This is a genomic window from Mucilaginibacter sp. Mucisp86 (genome assembly GCF_047324315.1).
In the GTDB taxonomy this organism is placed as follows: domain Bacteria; phylum Bacteroidota; class Bacteroidia; order Sphingobacteriales; family Sphingobacteriaceae; genus Mucilaginibacter.
This window is the reverse complement of the sequence record NZ_CP168503.1, coordinates 3,296,982-3,315,459: the sequence shown is the minus strand read 5'-3', so window position 1 is coordinate 3,315,459 and position 18,478 is coordinate 3,296,982. Positions and strand designations below refer to the sequence as shown.

The following is an 18,478-nucleotide window of genomic DNA, read 5'->3' as shown; positions in this document are numbered from 1 at the left end:
TTTGAGCGCTGCCTTTTGAAAGGATTATTATGGATAGCTATTCGGCTACAATTATCAATGCTGTTGACAAGGTGAAGACAGCAGTTGTAAAAATCGAGATTTTCAGTAATGCTAATGGTAAGGAACAGACTGCCGGAACGGGATCAGGGTTCCTATTTTCTTCGGATGGATATCTTTTTACCAACAGCCATGTTATACACAATGCCAAAAAGATTAAGGTAAAAATGCATGACGGTACCGTACACACGGCCGAACTTATTGGCGAAGACCCGGATACGGATTTAGCCATCATTAAAATCAATGGGGCAGAGTTTACACCGGTAAAATTAGGAGATGCCGATCAGCTTCAGATCGGTCAGTTGGTCATTGCTATCGGGAACCCATTAGGCTTTCAGCATACGGTAACTGCCGGCGTGGTTAGCGCCTTAGGCCGAACATTAGAAGGCCAGGGCGGCAGGTTGATGGACAGCATGATCCAGACAGATGCGGCACTTAACCCCGGAAATTCAGGCGGGCCGTTAGTTAACGGCGATGGCGAGGTAGTAGGTGTAAATACAGCAGTGATCAGAGGAGCGCAAGGTATTTGTTTTGCCATCAGTATTAATACGGCCAAGGATATTGCCAATCAGCTCATCAGGTTTGGCAAGGTAAAAAGGGCATACCTTGGTGTTGTTATGCAGCAGATAGATCTGGTTCCGAAACTTCGGGCAATTCATGAGGTATCTAATAAACAGGCGTTATTTGTTTCGGAGGTTGCTAAAGACAGTCCTGCCGCCAGGGCTGGCATCCTTAGCGGGGATATTATTTATTCCTTCAACAACCAACCGGTTGAAACATCAGACAGTCTATTTAAAATGCTTACCGAGGATAAAATAGGCCAGTTTCAGTACGTCGGCATTCTTAGGAACAACTATAAAACTGAGTTCAGGATAACGCCTGTGCAAAAGAACTGAAAATAAATGGGGCTGCTTCACATGGAAGCAGCCCCATTTATTTTCATACATTTTATTGAATGCTCTCCTACAAAAACGGATCAATCAGTTTAATAGATCCATCAGCGTTATGCTGTAGTTCGGTTACCTTCACATTGCGCAGATGCGTTTTGCCCGATAGCTGGGTATCATGATAAAATATATACCATTTGCCTTTTATTTCGATAATGGAATGATGAGTTGTCCAGCCCTGTACCGGCTTCATAAATACACCTTTATAGGTAAATGGCCCCAGCGGACTGTTGCCTATAGCATAGCAAAGGAAATGTGTATCGCCGGTTGAATAGGTGAAGTAATATTTGCCGTTGTACTTGTGCATCCATGAACCTTCAAAAAAGCGGCGGTCATGGTCTTTGGTCAGCAGCGGCTTACCAAGACTATCTACAATAACAGCATCTTTTACAGTGCCGTCAAAGGTTTTCATATCTGGTTTTAACAAAGCTACCTTACAGCTTATGGCCGGGGCATCTTCCTGTTTCGAATCGGTTTTTGATCCGTTTGCCTCGTATTTACCGGTTGTCCAGCGCTGAAGCTGACCTCCCCAGATTCCACCGAAATACATGTAGGTTTTTCCATCTGTATCCGTAAATACAGCAGGATCAATGCTGTAACTTCCTGCTATTGGCTCAGGCTCGGCTTTGAAGGGGCCCGCCGGGTTAGCAGAAGTTGCTACACCAATATGAAAAACATCCTTTTTATCCTTCACCGGGAAGTACAGGTAATAGGTCCCATTTTTATAAGCTGCATCGGGTGCCCAAAGCTGCCTGCCTGCCCAGGGGATATCTTTAATATCAAGCGCCACACCATTGTCTGTAACCTTACCGCCAATGCTATCCATCGACAGGATATGATAATCCTTCATGGCAAAATGATCGCCGTTATCATTCTCAGGGATCCCCGCATTGATATCATGCGATGGATAAATATAAATCTTACCGTTAAATACATGCGCCGAAGGATCAGCAGTATAAATGGAACTGATAAGCGGCTGGGAAAGGTATTTAACTTTTTTGCCTGTATCCGCTTTTGTACTGTCTGCCGCATCGGCTGTTTTTTTAGTTGATGAGTTACACGCACTCAAAATGCATAACGGCGTAAAAAGCGTTAGGACTAATTTTGCTGTGATAAATTGTTTGCTCATTGGTGTTTGGTTTATGGTGATCATTAATTGGTCATATAATTATTGCCCCCTATACCAGGCACATAATAAAATTTCATCTTTTTATAATAATCCAGCGGATGTTCCGGCTTGGGATAGGTATCATTAACAGGCATTTTTGAAAATGTTTGAAAATATAAAACACAGGCATCACGCCAGGTTGTAGCCTCATTTAACTGAACCTCCATCAACTGTTTTACTTCGGTAAAACGTTCGGCGTCTATCTTGCCCTGCATTTTATCCCAGGTAAGCCCCATTTGCTTAACGGAATCGGCCCCACTGTAGTAGTGGTAAACCAATTCATCCCATAATGACCTGCCCGAGCGCATTTTGTATGTCCAGCTTAAACGATGAAACCACAGCAGGTATTCGTCAGGGCAGGTTTGCAGGTTTTCCCAGTGCGCTTTAACCTCGGGTGCATATTGCGATAGCGCATTACTTCCTGAAGTTGTACGGTCAAAACCTATCCCTGCCGAATCGGCCTTATGATAATAAGTAGCGTTCCAGTCCGGGCGACCGGCATTATCAACCCATGGGCCAGGGCCGTAGTGCGTTGATACGCCCATGATGTGGTGCAGCCCAAGCGGTGTCATATAATTAACGGTATTTTCTCTTGACTGCAGCATGAAGCTTTTTACAGGGGATACAAAATTTTCATCATTTGTAAACGTCATCCAGAGCCAGTCGCCGGCAATTACAGCCGATGACTGATCGGGGTTCCATGCCATGCGTCCGAAGGCATACCAGTTGGCCTGTGCAAATGGATGGCCACACCAGTTTAAATCTGTACCGATGTTGGCTACACCCGCCATTCCGGTTATCAGTTTCCTGTTAAAATCGCCTTTAACAACCCGCGCTACGGTTGAGCCTCTGCCATGTGTGTATGTATCTGATTGCAGGCATTCGGCAAACAGCGGCGCTTCATAAACCAGGTGGGTCGAAAAGCCGAGATACTCCTGGGTTAACTGAAACTCCATCATCAGCGGCGTATTGGGCATAGCGCCAAACAGGGGATGAAATGGCTCCCTCGGCTGAAAATCTATCGGGCCATTCTTTACCTGGATAATCACATTGTCCTTAAACTTGCCGTCAAAGGGTTTAAATTCATTATAGGCCTGCTTAAAGCGATCATCCGGCACTTTATTATCGTAAACAAAGGCACGCCACATCACTATACCATGGTGCGGCGCTAAAGCATCGGCCAGCATATTTGCGCCATCGGCATGGGTGCGGCCATAACTTTGCGGGCCGGGTTGCCCCTCCGAATTAGCCTTCACCAAAAAACCTCCGAAATCGGGGATGTAATGATAAATTTCATCAGCCTTATCGGCCCACCATTTTTGTACTGCAGGATCAAGTGGATCCGCAGTTTTTAAGCCGCCAAGCTCAACCGGGCTACTGAATTTTACCGACAGGTAGATCCGGATACCATACGTTCTGAACACATTGGCCAGCGCCTGCACCTTTAACAAATACTGAGGTGAAAGGATCAGGGCATCGGCATTTACATTGTTAACAACCGAGCCATTAATCCCTACCGAGGCATTGGCCCTTGCATAGTCGATGTATCGCTGTTCGATAACGCCCGGCAGTTTATGCCAGTTCCAGATGGACGAACCCGCATACCCCCGCTCCACAGTGCGGTTCAGGTTATCCCAATGATCCAGCACCCGGTACATGATGCGCGGATGGTCAGATACATCCAGTTTATTTATGGATTGGTTGGTTTGGATCAGTTTTAAAAAATTAAAAACACCGTACATAACCCCTAAATCGGTATTGGCCATTATCACAATGCATTTCTTTTGGCCAATCAATGTTGTTTTAATGAGATATCCTTCGGTGCCAATGCTATCAGGAACACTTATCGAAAACGCCTTTAATGTTTGTGGCGTACCTATTATAATAGTCTGCCCGTTCATGATATTTTTAGCCTCGGCAGGTTTTAATGCCAGCATTCCGTCCAAGCCGGTTAAAAGTTCGGTTTTTGAAGCTTTAAGCTGATCTGATTGTGCCGGGAAGATCATGTATTTCAATTGCTGCCTGTAGCCGGCAGCCAGTTGCGTGTTGGTTACCTTATTATATTCAAGCCACAGTTTATAGCCATTGTCTGCATAAACTTTGCTTATCGCCGCTATGAAAAGCAGTGCAAGTAAACACATGTACTTTATTGAATATTTGGCCATGGCATTATTAATTCAGTTTCATAAACCACTAAGCGATTTATAAAAAACTACAATTGATCTGTTGAAAAATTCATGAATGAAACGGACTAAGATCCCGCCTCATTTAGCACGGTTTATAAATTTTTATATCTTGCAATCGATTACAAGATATAATTCCTATCACATATTTCAAATAGGAATTTATTTATTCCCTAAGCCCATAGTACAACATGCGCTTTACCCCCATCTCCAATCCGCGGAGCTCGGCCAGGCCTTTTAGCCTGCCAATTACTGAATAACCGGGATAGGTATCATAATTAAAATCATCCAATAGCTTATGCCCGTGATCTGGCCGTACAGGGATCGCTATATCAGTCCGGCCTGCATTTTTGCGTGCTACTTGCTCATTAACTATAGCTTTCATCACAGCAAACATATCAACACTGCCGGTTAAATGATCAGCCTCATAAAAGCTGCCGTCCTGTTGCCGGGCTACATTACGCAGGTGCAGAAAATGGATCTTCTCCCCTAAATCCGCTATAATTTGAGGAATATCGTTTGTACCTGATGCCCCTAACGAACCGGTACAAAGCGTTATACCATTGGCAATTGAAGGATAACAGTTTACAATATCAGTAAGATCGGTTAAGGAAGATGCTACTCTTGGTAATCCAAGGATAGGAAACGGAGGATCATCGGGATGGATACACATTTTTATACCCAGCTTTTCGGCATAGGGAATGATCGCCCTTAAAAAATAAAACAGGTTTTCCTTTAATGCGCAAGCATCTACCCCACTGTATTTATTAAGATGTTCTTTAAACTCGGCAATAGTAAAAACCTCATCAGTTCCGGGCAGACCGGCCAATATCGTATTGGTTAATAGTGTTCTATCACTATCATTCAATCCTTGGAGATAAATCTTTGCGGCGGCCTGCTGCTCGGCGCTAAATTCATTAAAGGCATTTTCCCGCTCTAAAATATACAGGTCGAACGCTGCCAAAGCAGGGGCATTATAAAGCAATGCCGAGGCACCGTTAGCTAAACGATAATCAAGGTGTGTGCGGGTCCAATCCAATACCGGCATAAAATTATAACAAACGGTAAAAATTCCTTCCTGTGCTAAATTTTGCAGCGTTTGGATATAGTTATCGATATACTTATCACGCTGAGCATTGCCGATTTTAATACTTTCATGAATATTTACACTTTCCACAACCGCCCAGTTAAAACCCGCATTTTCAATTATAACCTTCCGCCGCCTGATCGCTTCCCGGCTCCAAACATCACCACAGTTTATATGATGAAGCGCGGTAACTATCCCGCTTGCACCTGTTTGTTTTATTGCATTTAAAGTTACCGGGTCGGCCGGGCCAAACCACCTGAAGGTTTGTTCTAAATCTGGTACCATACTATTTTAAACGGATATTTATTAACGCGATAAATTTATGCAACCGATTGCATAAATTTGAATAATCTGTTAATATTTTTATACTTTTATCCCGTAAACCATTTTGCACCGGTAGTAACCACCCGGCAACATCGTTTATCTGCTTTAGATCACTGATATGCACGACAACGAAAAAGAGATAACCATATATGATATTGCCGAAAAGTTAAATGTTTCGGCAGCTACAGTTAGCCGTGCGCTTAAAGATCATCCCCGGGTTAATAAAAATACTAAAAAGAAGATCGTTAAGGCTGCCGAAGAAATGGGTTATCGTTCCAATTCGTTTGCCAGTAATTTACGCAGGAAAAACAGTAATATTATAGGCGTTATTGTTCCCCGGCTCAACAGTAGTTTCATGTCGGATGTTATTGCCGGCATCGAAAAAGTTGTAAATAACAACAATTACAACCTCATCATTAGCCAGTCGTTAGAAACGATGAAGAAAGAGGCCAGTAATGCCAGGGCGATGCTCAATAACCGGGTTGACGGCTTGTTGGTTTCACTGGCTTATGACACTACCAGCATTGAGCATTTTGAACCCTTTATTAAGCGTAAGATCCCGGTACTGTTCTTCGACAGGATTTTTGAACATGAGCAATACCCACAAATCTATATAGATAACTTCAAGGCTGCCTACGAGGTAACTGATCACCTGCTTACACAGGGCTGTAAAAGAATAGTGCATATCACCGGCAACCAATTGCGTAATGTTTATGCCGAACGCCTTCGCGGATATAAAAAAGCACTCGAAGCACACCACGTTGATTTTGATGAGCAATTAGTGATCATCAATGATCTGAGCGCGAAAGAAGCTGTAGCGGCTACCGAAACCATATTAAAAATGAATCCCCTTCCTGATGGCATATTCACCGTTAACGATGTGAGTGCCGTAAGCTGCATACAAGTGTTGAAAAAAGCGGGCATCAAAATACCCGAACAAATAGCTGTTGCCGGCTTTAATAATGACCCGGCAGCCTGTGTAATTGAGCCCAATCTTACTACCGTAAATTATAAAGGATATGAAATGGGCGAAGCGGCCGCCAGTATGCTCATCAACCATCTGGCAGACCGGCAGGATCTGCAGCAAACGCATAGCCTCATACTCAGATCGGAATTGATAGTGCGTGAATCTTCCAGAAGAAAATAATATTTTTTAAACCCTAATGAACTCAAAAATCAAACTTGCTATCGTAACCGGGGGAGCTTCCGGCCTTGGACTTGCCACCACCAAGAAATTCATAGAACAGGGCATCAAAACTATTATTATCGGTCGCGACGAGTCAAAACTCATTTCGGCAGCACAGCAGTTTGGAGAGCTTTGCGCCTACAGGCAATACGATTTGAGCGATACAACCGGCATCCCACAATTAATAGCTGAGATTGAAGCTGAATTTGGCGTGCCCGATATTTTAGTTAATAATGCAGGCATTAACCATAAAAAGGCTTTTACCGAGGTTACTGACGAAGAGTTTTCAAGGGTGATCCAAACTAACCTTACCTCGGTATTTGCCATAAGCCGCGAGGTGGTAAAAAGTATGTTAAAAGCAGGCGGCGGAAGTATAGTTAACATCAGTTCGATGGCGGCGCAATACGGCATTCCATATGTTATTGCTTATTCCGCGTCTAAAACTGCTATTGAGGGTATGACAAGGGCTATGGCTACCGAGCTCTCACCGCAAGGCATCAGGGTCAACTGCGTTGCTCCGGGTTTTATATCTACCGATATGTCGGCAAAGGCGCTGGATAATGATCCGGTCCGCAAGCAAAAGGTTATGGGCCGCACTCCAATGGGTAAATTAGGCGAACCTGCCGATGTTGCCGAAGCCGTTTATTATTTGGCTACAGACAGCGCCAAATATGTAACCGGGGTTGTATTACAGGTTGATGGGGGTAATTCGATAGGGTTTTAATAGGAATAAGGTTCATCAGAGTCCTCTGCGAGTTTAAGTTAACCCACAAAATTCACCAACCTGAAAGTTCAATAGGAGGCACCTACGGAGCCAAAAAATGTCATCTTTTAATATTATAAACACGTGGACCCGCTGGGGCCGGCAAGGTTTTACTACATAATCAGGTATTAATTGAGGTGCTTAAGGACAGATGCACCAGAGGTGCAAAAGGTTTGTAGCATAAAAAGTATAGAAATACCATTTGCCCCAGAGGGGCAAAACAGAACGCCTTGCTGATTAAACTGCAAAACAATTTTGTGGGTTAACTTAAACTCGCAGAGACCCTGATGAGACCAGGCATGTTTAAAAAAAGCTTGTCATTCTGATCGACAGCGAAGAATCTTCTACAAGATACAGAGCCGCAATGCAGGGCGAAGAAGATGCTTCGTGCCTCAGCATGACAAAGGGCAAAATGCCATATCTCCTTCAAATTCAGCGAATTTTACTCCATCAGAATGACAATAGTCTAATGTTATTTAACATTCAAAGACCACAGAAATTCACCTATTCAGCATCGCTCTTTGATAAATCACTTCCCACTGCCTTCCTTCCTATAATGCATCAATCTATTGGCCCAGGCAATAAAATATTTTACGTTTGGAGCGTCGGTATGGCCGCCATCATGTTGACGCCAGGCGAGTTCGCCATCAAGCAGCCCTGTATTAACCGGAGGCATCTTTTCGGTTTTATAATCGTTTGAAACACCTATATCTTTTACACCAAGCAGTTTAAATACAGAACCGGCTGCCACGGTTGCCATATAACTCCCCTGCTGATCGAGCCATTTGGCATCGCCTTGTTCCGGAACACCATAACTTATAAAAGTAAACCTCGGCGCGCACAAGGCAATCAGTTCATGCGCATCTACCGGAAGGTCTTTCGCAGTTTTTGCGCCAAACGAGGCATCTGATGCGCCGTATTTCATAAAGTTACCGGCCATCCAATAGTATCCTCCACCGGTAAGGCTTTCCACAGCTTCGCCAAAGTTTCGGCGATGTAGCTTGGCCCCACCTTCCCCCGACGAACCGATTAACCCCATAGCAAACCGTTGCTCAAAAGCCAGTGTTACAAGTGCAGCCTTTCCGTACCGGGATACACCTTCAATGCCTACATGTTTAGCGTCAACAGCGGGCTCAGTTTCCAGGTAATCTAACGCGCGTGCCGCTCCCCACGACCAGGCACGCAAAGCGCCCCAATCCTCCGGTTTACGTGGCTGGCCTTTATTAACCAAACCGATGATCCCTTTGGTTAAGCCTTCTCCATTATCCGCCTGAATAGACGACGGATCAATTAACACATAACCCCAGCCGCTGGCTATCAGCTGCGTTGCCGTTGGCGGATCACCTTTCATAACCGGGAAACCACCGGGGCCAAAAGGGGATTGTTCGGCAATGGGATTATAGGCGGGATATTGTTCAAAAATGGCTTTAAACTCGGGGTGTTCTTTTACAAGCAACTCTTTTAATGCAGTGTTGATTTTTTCTACATCGGCCGCAGGGGGTTGCGCGGGCGCAGGTAAAGCGCTTCGGCCAAACATCATCAATACCGGTACCGGCCCTTTGGCATTTGCCGGAACTACCAGGGTCATTTCAATATTGACATTGATGAGCGGGTAAGCCGTATTATCAACATGACCAATAAGCTGTTTGGCGATCACCGGATAAAAGCCAACCCGTTCTTTATCTGTAACCTTAACCGACCATGTTACTTTGGGCACGTTGGCAGGAATGCGACCGTAAACCTCGCGCTCCATGTCCTCCACAATTTCGGGGCGGCGCTGCTTCCACCACATTTCGGCTGTGGTTACTTTTTTACCATTTTTTAATGTGAGCGCATCGGGCAAATCCGGGTAAGGATTAGCCAGCGCTTCATCATAATTAGCGTGATTAGGGGCAGATTCATCACCGCTGGGCCCGTTACGTAAGGTTTTAATCCCCAACTGTTTCATCATGTTCTGATGATCCTGATCGGCAGTAAAGTTTACCGGTGCAGCATTTTGAGCTTTGGCCGCGATAGCGCATGTGAGTAAGAAAAAGAAGGCAGTACTTTTCATTGCTCCTGATTTAATTGGGGTTTATGGTTATTGTAGTTTCTCCGTTTGAAATGGAGATGCAGGAAGGCCTTCCTTATTATAAAGATTCGCTCCATCCGGATTATCGGCCCAGGCATATCTTACATAAAGCGGCGCTGAGATTTTATCGCTCCAAACCAGTACTTTATCTCCTTTGATAACAGCCTTTGCCCAAACAAACTTTTTATCGGCACCGGCTATTTCAAATTGCGACAGCTCATCGCCATCCTCAGCAACAAGTCCTGCACCTGTACTTTTAAAAGTGATCTCAACCTTATTTCCGTCAATTTTAGCCGATTGATAAATCGGTCCTGTTGGAACGACATCCGCATCACCATAAGCCACATTTTCCGCAACCCGGGCAAGCCGTTCGCCTACCGTTTTTTTATTGAGGGGATGAATATCATTCCATTCGCCGGCATCGATGGTCACCGCCATTCCTGTATTGGGTACTTCCAGGGCACTAAGCTGCCCTTCCCGCAACTTCGCCCAGTCACTCTCCGCTGGCGAGTACTGTACCTCGTTAAAGTTAGGAAGCTGTGCATAGATAAAGGGGAGATTACCTTGTTGCCAGCGGTTACGCCAATCGGCAATTAGGGCTTTTAATAGTGTACCATATTCGGATGCACGGGAAGCATTACTTTCGCCCTGGTACCAAACCATGCCTTTAATAGTATAATTGATAACCGGCGCTACCATGGCATTATAGAGCCCCGTGGGTTCATTCTGGGCCGAAAACTCCGGTTTCATCCAAACCGGTTCAAACACCTGCCCTACCTTGTATTGCCAGTCGCCGCGAATATCGATAGTATCGCCGGCTATTGCCAGGTAGTACCGTTTATCGGGTACAAAACCACCTTTGCCCGATGTATTGGTAATACGTACCACAATAATATTTTTCCCCTGCTTCAATAATCCGGCAGGCACAGGGTAACGCCTTGGCGGATACTGATAGGTAATGTTCCCTACCTGTTTGCCGTTAATGTATGTTTGATCGGCATCCACTATTCTGCCTAAAAACAGTTTGGCCGCTTTACCTTGTACGGATGCAGGCAGGTTTATTTCCTTCCTGAACCATACGATGCCATTGAGGCCTTTTATACCCTGATCGGCCCAATAGCCGGGCAGCCAGAAATGGTGCCAGCCGTGCGGCAAATAATCAGTATCGTACCATGGCCTGGCTTCATTTAAACCTTTATCAACATTAGCCGGAAGCTCGGGTTGCGGGCGCTTTTTCATCACGCTGTCTATAAAAGCAGCATTACCAAACTGGGCAACCCGGTCATGATAGGGTTTGATGTCTTTCAGGCCATCATTGCTGATCCATGCCTCAATAGGCGTACCGCCTACACTTGAGTTGATGATACCAATAGGTGTGTGATATTTTTGATACAGCTGTTTAGCAAAAAACCAGGATGCTGCGCCGAAACCTAACACCGCTACAGAATCGGCTTTAACCCATTTACCGGGTAACAGATCCTGATGCTGTTTGGTTACATCTGCTTCTGTCTTCACAAAAAAATTCCTGATCTGCGGATAATTGGCTTTAGCTATTTCATCAGGGTATCTTTCCTTTACCCGCTCCATAGGCAAAACCATGTTTGACTGGCCCGAGCAGAACCATACATCACCGATCAAGATATCCTGGATTGTGATGTGGTTATTACCGGTAATTTCCATGGTATATGGCCCTCCTGCTTTCATTGGCTGCAGGGTAATTTTCCATGAGCCGCTTTGGTTGGTAACTGTACGGTATGTTTTATGCTGAAAGTTAATGGTGATCTTTTCACCCGCATCTGCCCATCCCCAGATCTTCACTTTGGCATCGCGCTGCAGCACCATGCCATTGGCAACCAATTGCGGCAAGCGCACTATTCCATAGCACGGCAATATCAAACAAGCGAACAGCGCTACAATTAACAGCTTCACTGACCTCATAACTCCGAAAATTTTTATTGATGGTTTATTTCACTAAGTAACAAATAAAAAAAGATTTGTGCAATCGATTGCACAAATCTTTTTTTATTTTAATTACCGCTTGGTCAGTAAACCATCATAAATAGGCCCTTAAACCTGCAATGCAGTAGCAATGAACATTTTTTTGTTTAAAATCGCATTTATCAAAACCGGCAGATGGCTAAAACAAGAAATATCAAACCAGAACAAAAGATCTCGTTCAGAGAGCGCCTGTCGGCATTAAGCAATCTCCCCGAGTTTTTCAAACTGGTATGGCAAAGCAGCCCGGGTAAAACAACCATGAGTTTTCTGCTACGCATCGTACGTTCGGCCATGCCGGTTGCTTTGCTATATGTAGGCAAGCTGATTATAGACCAGGTTGTATTACTTAACCGCCACGGTGGTAGCCAGCATGAATTGTGGCAACTGGTCATCATCGAATTTTTGCTGGCGGTTGCAACCGACGGCTTAAACCGCATGATCAGCCTCATGGATAACTTGCTGGGCGATCTTTTTGCCAACTACACCTCTATGCGCATCATGCGCCACGCGGCCACCCTCGATCTGGAGCAGTTTGAAGATTCTGTTTTTTATGATAAGCTGGAACGGGCAAGACAGCAAACCGTTGGGCGTACCATACTTTTATCACAGGTAATGAGCCAGATTCAGGATTTCATTTCCATAGGCTTCCTGCTTACCGGCCTGCTAACTTTAAATCCCTGGCTCATCCTGCTGCTGCTTATATCAATCATCCCTTCATTTATGGGCGAAAGCTATTTCAACAGCCAAAATTATGCACTCACCCGGAGCCAAACGCCTGAACGAAGAGAACTGGATTATGTACGCTACCTTGGCGCGAGCGATGAAACAGCTAAAGAAGTTAAGATCTTCGGCCTATCTGATTTTATTATTAACCGCTTTAAAACATTATCAGATAAATTTTATGCTGATAACAGCAAACTGGCCGTGCGGCGTTCGGCCTGGGGCACTTTCTTTTCTGTTTTAGGCAGTGTTGGTTACTATGCAGCGTACGGTTTTATTATTTATCAAACCGTCACGGGCAAATCTTCGGTAGGTACACTCACCTTCCTGGCTGGTTCATTCAGGCAATTGAGCAGCCTGATGGAAAATTCATTGAACCGGTTTACTTCCGTATCGCAAGGCGCTATTTACCTCAATGATTTCCATGAATTTTTCGAGATCAAACCAAAGATCAAAGTTGCTGCTTCTCCTTTACCATTTCCAAACCCAATAAAGCAAGGGTTCACATTTGAGGATGTTGGTTTTAAATACAACAACGCCGAATCATGGGCCAACAGGCATCTGAACTTCACACTGCACCCCGCCGAAAAGATTGCGCTGGTTGGCGAAAACGGTGCAGGTAAAACAACCTTGGTTAAGCTGCTGGCCCGCTTATATGATCCTACAGAAGGACGGATCCTATTGGATGGCGCAGATTTGAGAGATTATGACATCGTCGATCTCCGGCTAAACCTGGGTATTATTTTCCAGGATTATATTCGTTACCAGATGAGCTTTTCGCAAAACATAGCAGTAGGAAATATTGATGAACAGGACAATACTGAGCTGATCCGTAAGGCTGCGCATGAAAGCCTTGCAGATGCACTTGCGGCTAAACTTCCGCAGGGGTATGAGCAATGGCTGGGCAGGCGGTTTAATGAGGGTGTTGAATTATCGGGCGGAGAATGGCAAAAGGTAGCGCTGGCAAGGGCCTATATGAAAGATGCGCAGGTGCTTATTCTTGACGAGCCCACTGCAGCGCTTGATGCCCGGGCCGAGTATGAGGTGTTTCAACGTTTCTCATCTCTGACTCAGGGTAAATCGGCCGTGCTTATTTCGCACCGGTTTTCAACGGCAAGGCTGGCCGACCGGATCATCGTATTAGAAAAAGGCAAGATCCTTGAAGCCGGCACGCACCAGGAGCTAATGGCAAACAACGGCCGTTATGCCGAATTATTTAGTTTGCAGGCAGCGGGATATCAATAAACTGGGGGAGCAAATGATCATCTGCTCCCCCAGTTTATATTATTTTAACCAGCAACTATTTTTTACTGAATAGCTGGATCTGGTAGCTAAAACTTGCATTTTTTGCATAAACCCTGTATTGCTCCAACGGTTTAGGGCCACATCCATATGAGCCAACGCCCAAAGTTTTATGACTGATGCATAGTACGGTGCCTTTGCTTTTCGGCAAATCTATCTTGTACTCCACATCGGTCATTTCCTCATCGCTGTATGGCAGCGCAGTTATCTGGAACAGTTCACCAGCCTGCTTAACAGCAATGCCCATACCTTTAGCAGTACTCACATTGGCCCACCTAACATCCTCGTGGTTGCCGCAATCCATTGGTTTTTCATACGGGGTTTGCTGCTGTGCTATACTGCTTGAGTAACGGCCAACATCGAAGCCGCTCTTCCTGTCTGCATAGTTTTCCATCGGGCCGCGACCAAAATATTCAAATTGATCCAGGTCCTTTTTCAAAAACAAGCGTACGCCTAATCTGGCCAGCACCAGTTTAGGATCCGCATTAAAGCTCACGTTATTATCTGCTTTGATAACTCCGTTACCATTTATGGTATAAATTACCTGGTGATGAATAACAAAATCATGTTTACCGGTACCGGTAAGATTTACTTTGATCTCCACCTGGCCGGTTGACAACTGCATACTTTTTACCGCATCAGTTTTCCAGCTGATCTCTTTCAAACCATATTTAACCCAATCCTCATAAGCCCACATATCATCTTTGCGGTGGGGTGCACGCCATAAGTGCAGAATAGGGCCGCCGTTATTTTGCAAAACGTTTTCCCCATCTTTCTCCATTTTTGAGAAAGTGCCTTTTTCTTTATCAAACTCGAGACTAAAACCGTCGCCTTTTACTTTGATCTGGTTACCGGCATCTGATAAAGATAGTTTACCCGTTGCAGGTTGTTCTTTGGCGGCCGGAATAGCAATTGGCAGTTCCAGCTGCTGAGCTGCTACTTCAAACCCTTTTTTGGCCCACATTTTATCTGTAGCAAGGTCAAATGATATCCTCAGGAAATATTCTGCTCCGGGTTTAGGGGCAACCTGGTACGGAACTTTTACATCAAGCTCTTCGCCCGGGTTGATTTCCTTAAGTGCTAAATTACCCGACGATATGGATGTTCCATTTTCAGTCACCTCCCATTTAGCAGTTAAGCTATTCAGGTTAATGAACTGGTAGCGGTTTTTAATTGTTACCAGGCCATTTTTCAGATCTTTTGGATGAATGCTGATCCACTGATAAGCATGCTTTAATTCAGGATAGTGCGGTTTCAGCGAACGGTCGGAAAATACAACGCCTTTGTGAATGAAATACTGATCGTTAGGATACTCTCCAAAGCCACCGCCAAAAGCAGTTATAGGATGTTTAGGGTCGCGATTATTATAGATACCCTGATCCTGCCACTCCCAGATGGCGCCACCTAACAACTGCGGATATTTATCAAACAGATCATTATAAATATCAACCGAACCCATGGAATTAAACATGGCATGTGCATACTCGCACAGGTAAAACGGCTTGGTTAGGGTTTGATCGTTGGCATGTTTTTCCAGGTTCTCTACATCGGTATACATTTCGCTGTCCATATCGGCAGGGTTGTTTTTGCCTATGCCAAAACCCTGGTAATGTGTTGGACGTGTATCATCAATACTTTTGATCACTTTCAGGATAGCCCTGAAGTTTGAGCCGCCGCTGCCGCATTCGTTACCCAAGCTCCAGATAATAACCGAAGGATGATTCTTAAAATTTTCTACGTTGGCCACGTTCCTGTCAATCAGCGCGGCCTTGATCCTTGGTTCTTCATTAAACTCGTCCCATGCACCGTGACTTTCCAAATTGGCTTCGGCAACCAGGTAAATTCCATACAGGTCACACAACTCATACCATCTCGGATCGTCAGAATAATGGCAGGTACGTACGTGATTGCAATTGGCTTGTTTAATCAATACAATGTCCCTGATCATTTGCTCTTCGGTAACAGCATGGCCATCATTCGGCCAGTTTTCATGGCGGTTTACGCCTTTGAGTTTAATGGGTACGCCATTAACCAAAAACAACCGGCCCTTGATTTCGATACTTCTGAAACCGGTTCGTGACGAGAGGGTTTCAACGGTATTGGTACCATCATCAATTTTTACTACCGTAGTATAAAGTTTTGGTGTTTCTGCCGTCCATTTCTGCGGATTATTTACATGGAAGCTGGCTTCAACCGTTACTTCCTCACCTGGCTTCAGGGCCGGGATAGCTTTTTTAACAGTAGCACCCGGAACAGGAACCGAGCCATTATACAAAGCAACATCAAGTAAACGGGCTTTAACAGCGGCTGTCCCGTAGTTTTTTATTTTGGCCGATACCAGCACATCAGCATTTTTGTATTGTTTATCCAGATTGGTCTTTACAAAATAATCCCTGATATGCTCCTGCGGACTGCTCCAAAGCGTTACATCTCTGAATATGCCGCTTAAGCGCCACATATCCTGGTCTTCAAGATAACTGCCGGTTGTAAAGCGGTACACCTCGACGGCCAATGTATTTTTGCCGGGTTTAACATATTTGGTAAGATCAAATTCGGCAGCGTTACGGCTGTTTACACTGTAGCCCACTTTTTTACCATTTACCCAAATAAAGAAACCTGCATCAACCCCGTCAAAAGTGATAAAAATACGGCGACCGTTCCATTCGGCAGGCACGGTAAAATCGCGGCGGTAGCTGCCTACCGGGTTTCTTTCCTTATAGGCGGTATATTTTACCGGCGGGGTGCTCATCACCCTCGGAAAATCTTTTTGAAAAATATAGGTAAAGTTGCTGTAGTAAGGTGTACCGTAGTCCTCAACCTGCCAATTTGATGGCACTTTGATATCCTTCCAGCCGGATACGTCATAACTGGGTTTATAAAAATTAACCGGGCGTTTTTGTGGCCAGTCAACCCAATTAAATTTCCAAAGCCCGTTCAGGCTGCGGCTAAAGGTTGAAGCACGCCTATTACCGGCCAAAGCCTCTTTTAAAGATGCATAAGGCATAAGCGTGGCATGGCTTGCTTCTTTATTGATGCCGATATTTTCGGGATCTTCGATCTCTTTCGGAACAGAAGCTGTATCTGACTTCGATAGCCCGTTATCTGCCTGCTGAAAGCTAAAGCCTGCTTTATGGCTAAAAACAAAAATGAAAAGCAACAAAACCCTAAGGAATTGTTTGTTAAAATGAGATTGGCACATAGGTATATATAATTGTTTGCAATGATTTGATTTTTATATGGCAGATTCAGAACAAAGAAATATAAAAACCAAATATAACAACTGTCACATATACATATGTATTAAAAAGCTAAAACCTTTTATCACTCCCTGTCATCTTATTTTACGGCTTCTTTTGCCCGCTTAGTTTAGCAACAACCAGGTTGCCAACCTTGTTACCCTGCACAATACCATTATCAATAGCATCCATAAAATGGATACCGCCCCAAAACCTTGATATGGCAGCTTCTTTAGCGGCCTGGGTAAACGAATTGAAATGCCTTGGCGGTATGCCATAACTCACTTCCACATTATCGGTATATTTAAAGTTATCGCCCAAATAATGCGTGAGGATAACTGCCGCTGATGATGAAACTACCGAGTGCCCGCTGATGTATTCCGGAAATGGCGGGGTTTGCAGCAGGGGTTTCCAATGAGGGTCGATGTATCTGCGGATAGCCGTTTCGGGGCGGATGCGGTTGGTGCGGTACTTATCATCCCAACAGCAAATAAAACCGTCAAGCAGGCCTATGGCCACGGCTGTATTGATCTGCATCGTTTTAGAGAAACCGGTTTTGGTCTGCTTACATGCAATGGCTGTTATTCCCATCCAATGCGCCCCCGGCGAAATCTTTTTAAGGCCGATAAGCATGTGCCCGTCATTTTGAACAGCAAAAGGGTTGCAGTCCCAAAAGTTGGCAATATCCTTTTCTTCCTGCTTTAAGCCGTCGCCGCTTTTGGCATAGCTCATTTGCAGGTATTTATAAAAAGTTGAGTTTTTATCGGTTGAAAAAGGAATGGGTGCATCAGGAACAAACTGCCCCGCCGAATCAAGCGTCATGGGCCTTATGGTATTAAAATAAGGTTCCACTGGTAGCATATAAGCAGGCGGGGTGAGGTCCCAGCTGCCCGGTGTTTGCTTAAGCTTATAACGCGGGTAGTTGCTTATTTTCCTGTAGCCATCGGCCTTGGCATAGGCCAGGATCTGTTTACTGATTACTTTGGCATAACTTTTTGAACTGTCGATAACCTCACTGCTGAAGCCGATATTTTTACATGAATCAATAAATGAAGCCTCATATCCCAGCATCAAAGTACCTGATGGCTGTAGCTTGGCTGCAGTTTCAAACATGGCCAGTACAGCGCTCAGTTGATAGTTGTAACCCGTGTTTTGTTTGGGATGTTTGATATCAGGATACTGGTTCAATACACCGCTCATACTCCTGATCTGCTTGTCATTTTCGGCGACAATCTCGTAACCGGCAAGGCAGGTATAAGTAAAAAAACGCGAGGCTAAGGGCGGGTTGGTAACATCATGGATCATTACGCTGGTCATGTGACCAATAACCTTGCTTACATCCTGGTTGGTTAATTCGGGTTGCTTTTTCTTGCTGCAGCTTATCATTGCAAATAAGCCGCAGGCAGGTATCAGCATTAACAGTTTTTTCATCACCT

Annotated in this window: 11 protein-coding genes; 4 read left to right on the top strand and 7 right to left on the bottom strand. The window is 44.8% G+C overall.

Translation table 11 applies throughout. From position 1 onward, the window contains the following. Positions 1-29: 29 nt before the first annotated feature. Positions 30-953, top strand: coding sequence for a S1C family serine protease (locus ACEN9X_RS14065; RefSeq protein ID WP_413670963.1), 924 nt, complete (start codon positions 30-32; stop codon positions 951-953). Between the two features lie 67 nt (positions 954-1,020). Here ACEN9X_RS14065 and ACEN9X_RS14060 read toward each other — a convergent pair whose 3' ends face one another. From ACEN9X_RS14060 to uxuA, 3 genes are all read right to left on the bottom strand, one after another. Next, entirely contained in the window at positions 1,021-2,133 is a 1,113-nt protein-coding gene (locus tag ACEN9X_RS14060; RefSeq protein WP_413670962.1) for a glycoside hydrolase family 43 protein, read from the bottom strand. Positions 2,134-2,156: 23 nt separating this feature from the next. Beyond that, entirely contained in the window at positions 2,157-4,337 is a 2,181-nt protein-coding gene (locus ACEN9X_RS14055) for an alpha-glucuronidase family glycosyl hydrolase (protein ID WP_413670961.1), read from the bottom strand. 184 nt (positions 4,338-4,521) lie between these two features. Next, on the bottom strand, positions 4,522-5,727 hold the full coding sequence (gene uxuA / locus ACEN9X_RS14050; RefSeq protein WP_413670960.1) for a mannonate dehydratase: 1,206 nt from the start codon (positions 5,725-5,727) through the stop codon (positions 4,522-4,524). Positions 5,728-5,884: 157 nt separating this feature from the next. Here uxuA and ACEN9X_RS14045 point away from each other — a divergent pair, with 157 nt between their 5' ends. Together ACEN9X_RS14045 and ACEN9X_RS14040 are read left to right on the top strand one after the other, a co-directional pair. Continuing rightward, positions 5,885-6,913 carry a LacI family DNA-binding transcriptional regulator gene (locus ACEN9X_RS14045; RefSeq protein ID WP_413670959.1) on the top strand — a complete coding sequence of 343 codons (1,029 nt, stop codon included), beginning with the start codon at positions 5,885-5,887 and terminating at the stop codon, positions 6,911-6,913. Between the two features lie 16 nt (positions 6,914-6,929). Beyond that, on the top strand, positions 6,930-7,676 hold the full coding sequence (locus tag ACEN9X_RS14040; RefSeq protein ID WP_413670958.1) for an SDR family NAD(P)-dependent oxidoreductase: 747 nt from the start codon (positions 6,930-6,932) through the stop codon (positions 7,674-7,676). 568 nt (positions 7,677-8,244) lie between these two features. On the opposite strand, the gene ACEN9X_RS14035 is transcribed toward ACEN9X_RS14040, so the two are convergent. Both ACEN9X_RS14035 and ACEN9X_RS14030 read right to left on the bottom strand, forming a co-directional pair. Continuing rightward, positions 8,245-9,768, bottom strand: a complete 1,524-nt coding sequence (locus ACEN9X_RS14035; RefSeq protein ID WP_413670957.1) for an acetylxylan esterase — start codon at positions 9,766-9,768, stop codon at positions 8,245-8,247. A gap of 27 nt (positions 9,769-9,795) precedes the next feature. Next, the gene (locus ACEN9X_RS14030) at positions 9,796-11,724 is read right to left on the bottom strand and encodes a sialate O-acetylesterase (RefSeq protein ID WP_413670956.1); all 1,929 of its coding nucleotides are present in this window, start codon (positions 11,722-11,724) and stop codon (positions 9,796-9,798) included. 195 nt (positions 11,725-11,919) lie between these two features. Here ACEN9X_RS14030 and ACEN9X_RS14025 point away from each other — a divergent pair, with 195 nt between their 5' ends. Next, positions 11,920-13,749: an ABC transporter ATP-binding protein gene (locus tag ACEN9X_RS14025; protein ID WP_413670955.1), complete on the top strand. Its 1,830-nt coding sequence runs from the start codon at positions 11,920-11,922 to the stop codon at positions 13,747-13,749. Between the two features lie 55 nt (positions 13,750-13,804). On the opposite strand, the gene ACEN9X_RS14020 is transcribed toward ACEN9X_RS14025, so the two are convergent. Together ACEN9X_RS14020 and ACEN9X_RS14015 are read right to left on the bottom strand one after the other, a co-directional pair. Next, a complete protein-coding gene (locus ACEN9X_RS14020; RefSeq protein WP_413670954.1) occupies positions 13,805-17,005 on the bottom strand; it encodes a glycoside hydrolase family 2 TIM barrel-domain containing protein in 3,201 nt (1,066 codons plus the stop codon). Positions 17,006-17,147: 142 nt separating this feature from the next. Next, positions 17,148-18,473 (bottom strand): vanadium-dependent haloperoxidase, encoded by a 1,326-nt coding sequence (locus ACEN9X_RS14015; protein WP_413670953.1) that lies wholly within the window; start codon positions 18,471-18,473, stop codon positions 17,148-17,150. Between the last annotated feature and the right edge of the window lie 5 nt (positions 18,474-18,478).

Excerpts from the sequence above, each read along its gene's own strand:
- ACEN9X_RS14065 (WP_413670963.1), top strand. The coding sequence starts at position 30 with ATGGATAGCTATTCGGCTACAATTATCAATGCTGTTGACAAGGTGAAG.
- ACEN9X_RS14060 (WP_413670962.1), bottom strand. The coding sequence starts at position 2,133 with ATGAGCAAACAATTTATCACAGCAAAATTAGTCCTAACGCTTTTTACG.
- ACEN9X_RS14055 (WP_413670961.1), bottom strand. The coding sequence starts at position 4,337 with ATGGCCAAATATTCAATAAAGTACATGTGTTTACTTGCACTGCTTTTC.
- uxuA (WP_413670960.1), bottom strand. The coding sequence starts at position 5,727 with ATGGTACCAGATTTAGAACAAACCTTCAGGTGGTTTGGCCCGGCCGAC.
- ACEN9X_RS14045 (WP_413670959.1), top strand. The coding sequence starts at position 5,885 with ATGCACGACAACGAAAAAGAGATAACCATATATGATATTGCCGAAAAG.
- ACEN9X_RS14040 (WP_413670958.1), top strand. The coding sequence starts at position 6,930 with ATGAACTCAAAAATCAAACTTGCTATCGTAACCGGGGGAGCTTCCGGC.
- ACEN9X_RS14035 (WP_413670957.1), bottom strand. The coding sequence starts at position 9,768 with ATGAAAAGTACTGCCTTCTTTTTCTTACTCACATGCGCTATCGCGGCC.
- ACEN9X_RS14030 (WP_413670956.1), bottom strand. The coding sequence starts at position 11,724 with ATGAGGTCAGTGAAGCTGTTAATTGTAGCGCTGTTCGCTTGTTTGATA.
- ACEN9X_RS14025 (WP_413670955.1), top strand. The coding sequence starts at position 11,920 with ATGGCTAAAACAAGAAATATCAAACCAGAACAAAAGATCTCGTTCAGA.
- ACEN9X_RS14020 (WP_413670954.1), bottom strand. The coding sequence starts at position 17,005 with ATGTGCCAATCTCATTTTAACAAACAATTCCTTAGGGTTTTGTTGCTT.
- ACEN9X_RS14015 (WP_413670953.1), bottom strand. The coding sequence starts at position 18,473 with ATGAAAAAACTGTTAATGCTGATACCTGCCTGCGGCTTATTTGCAATG.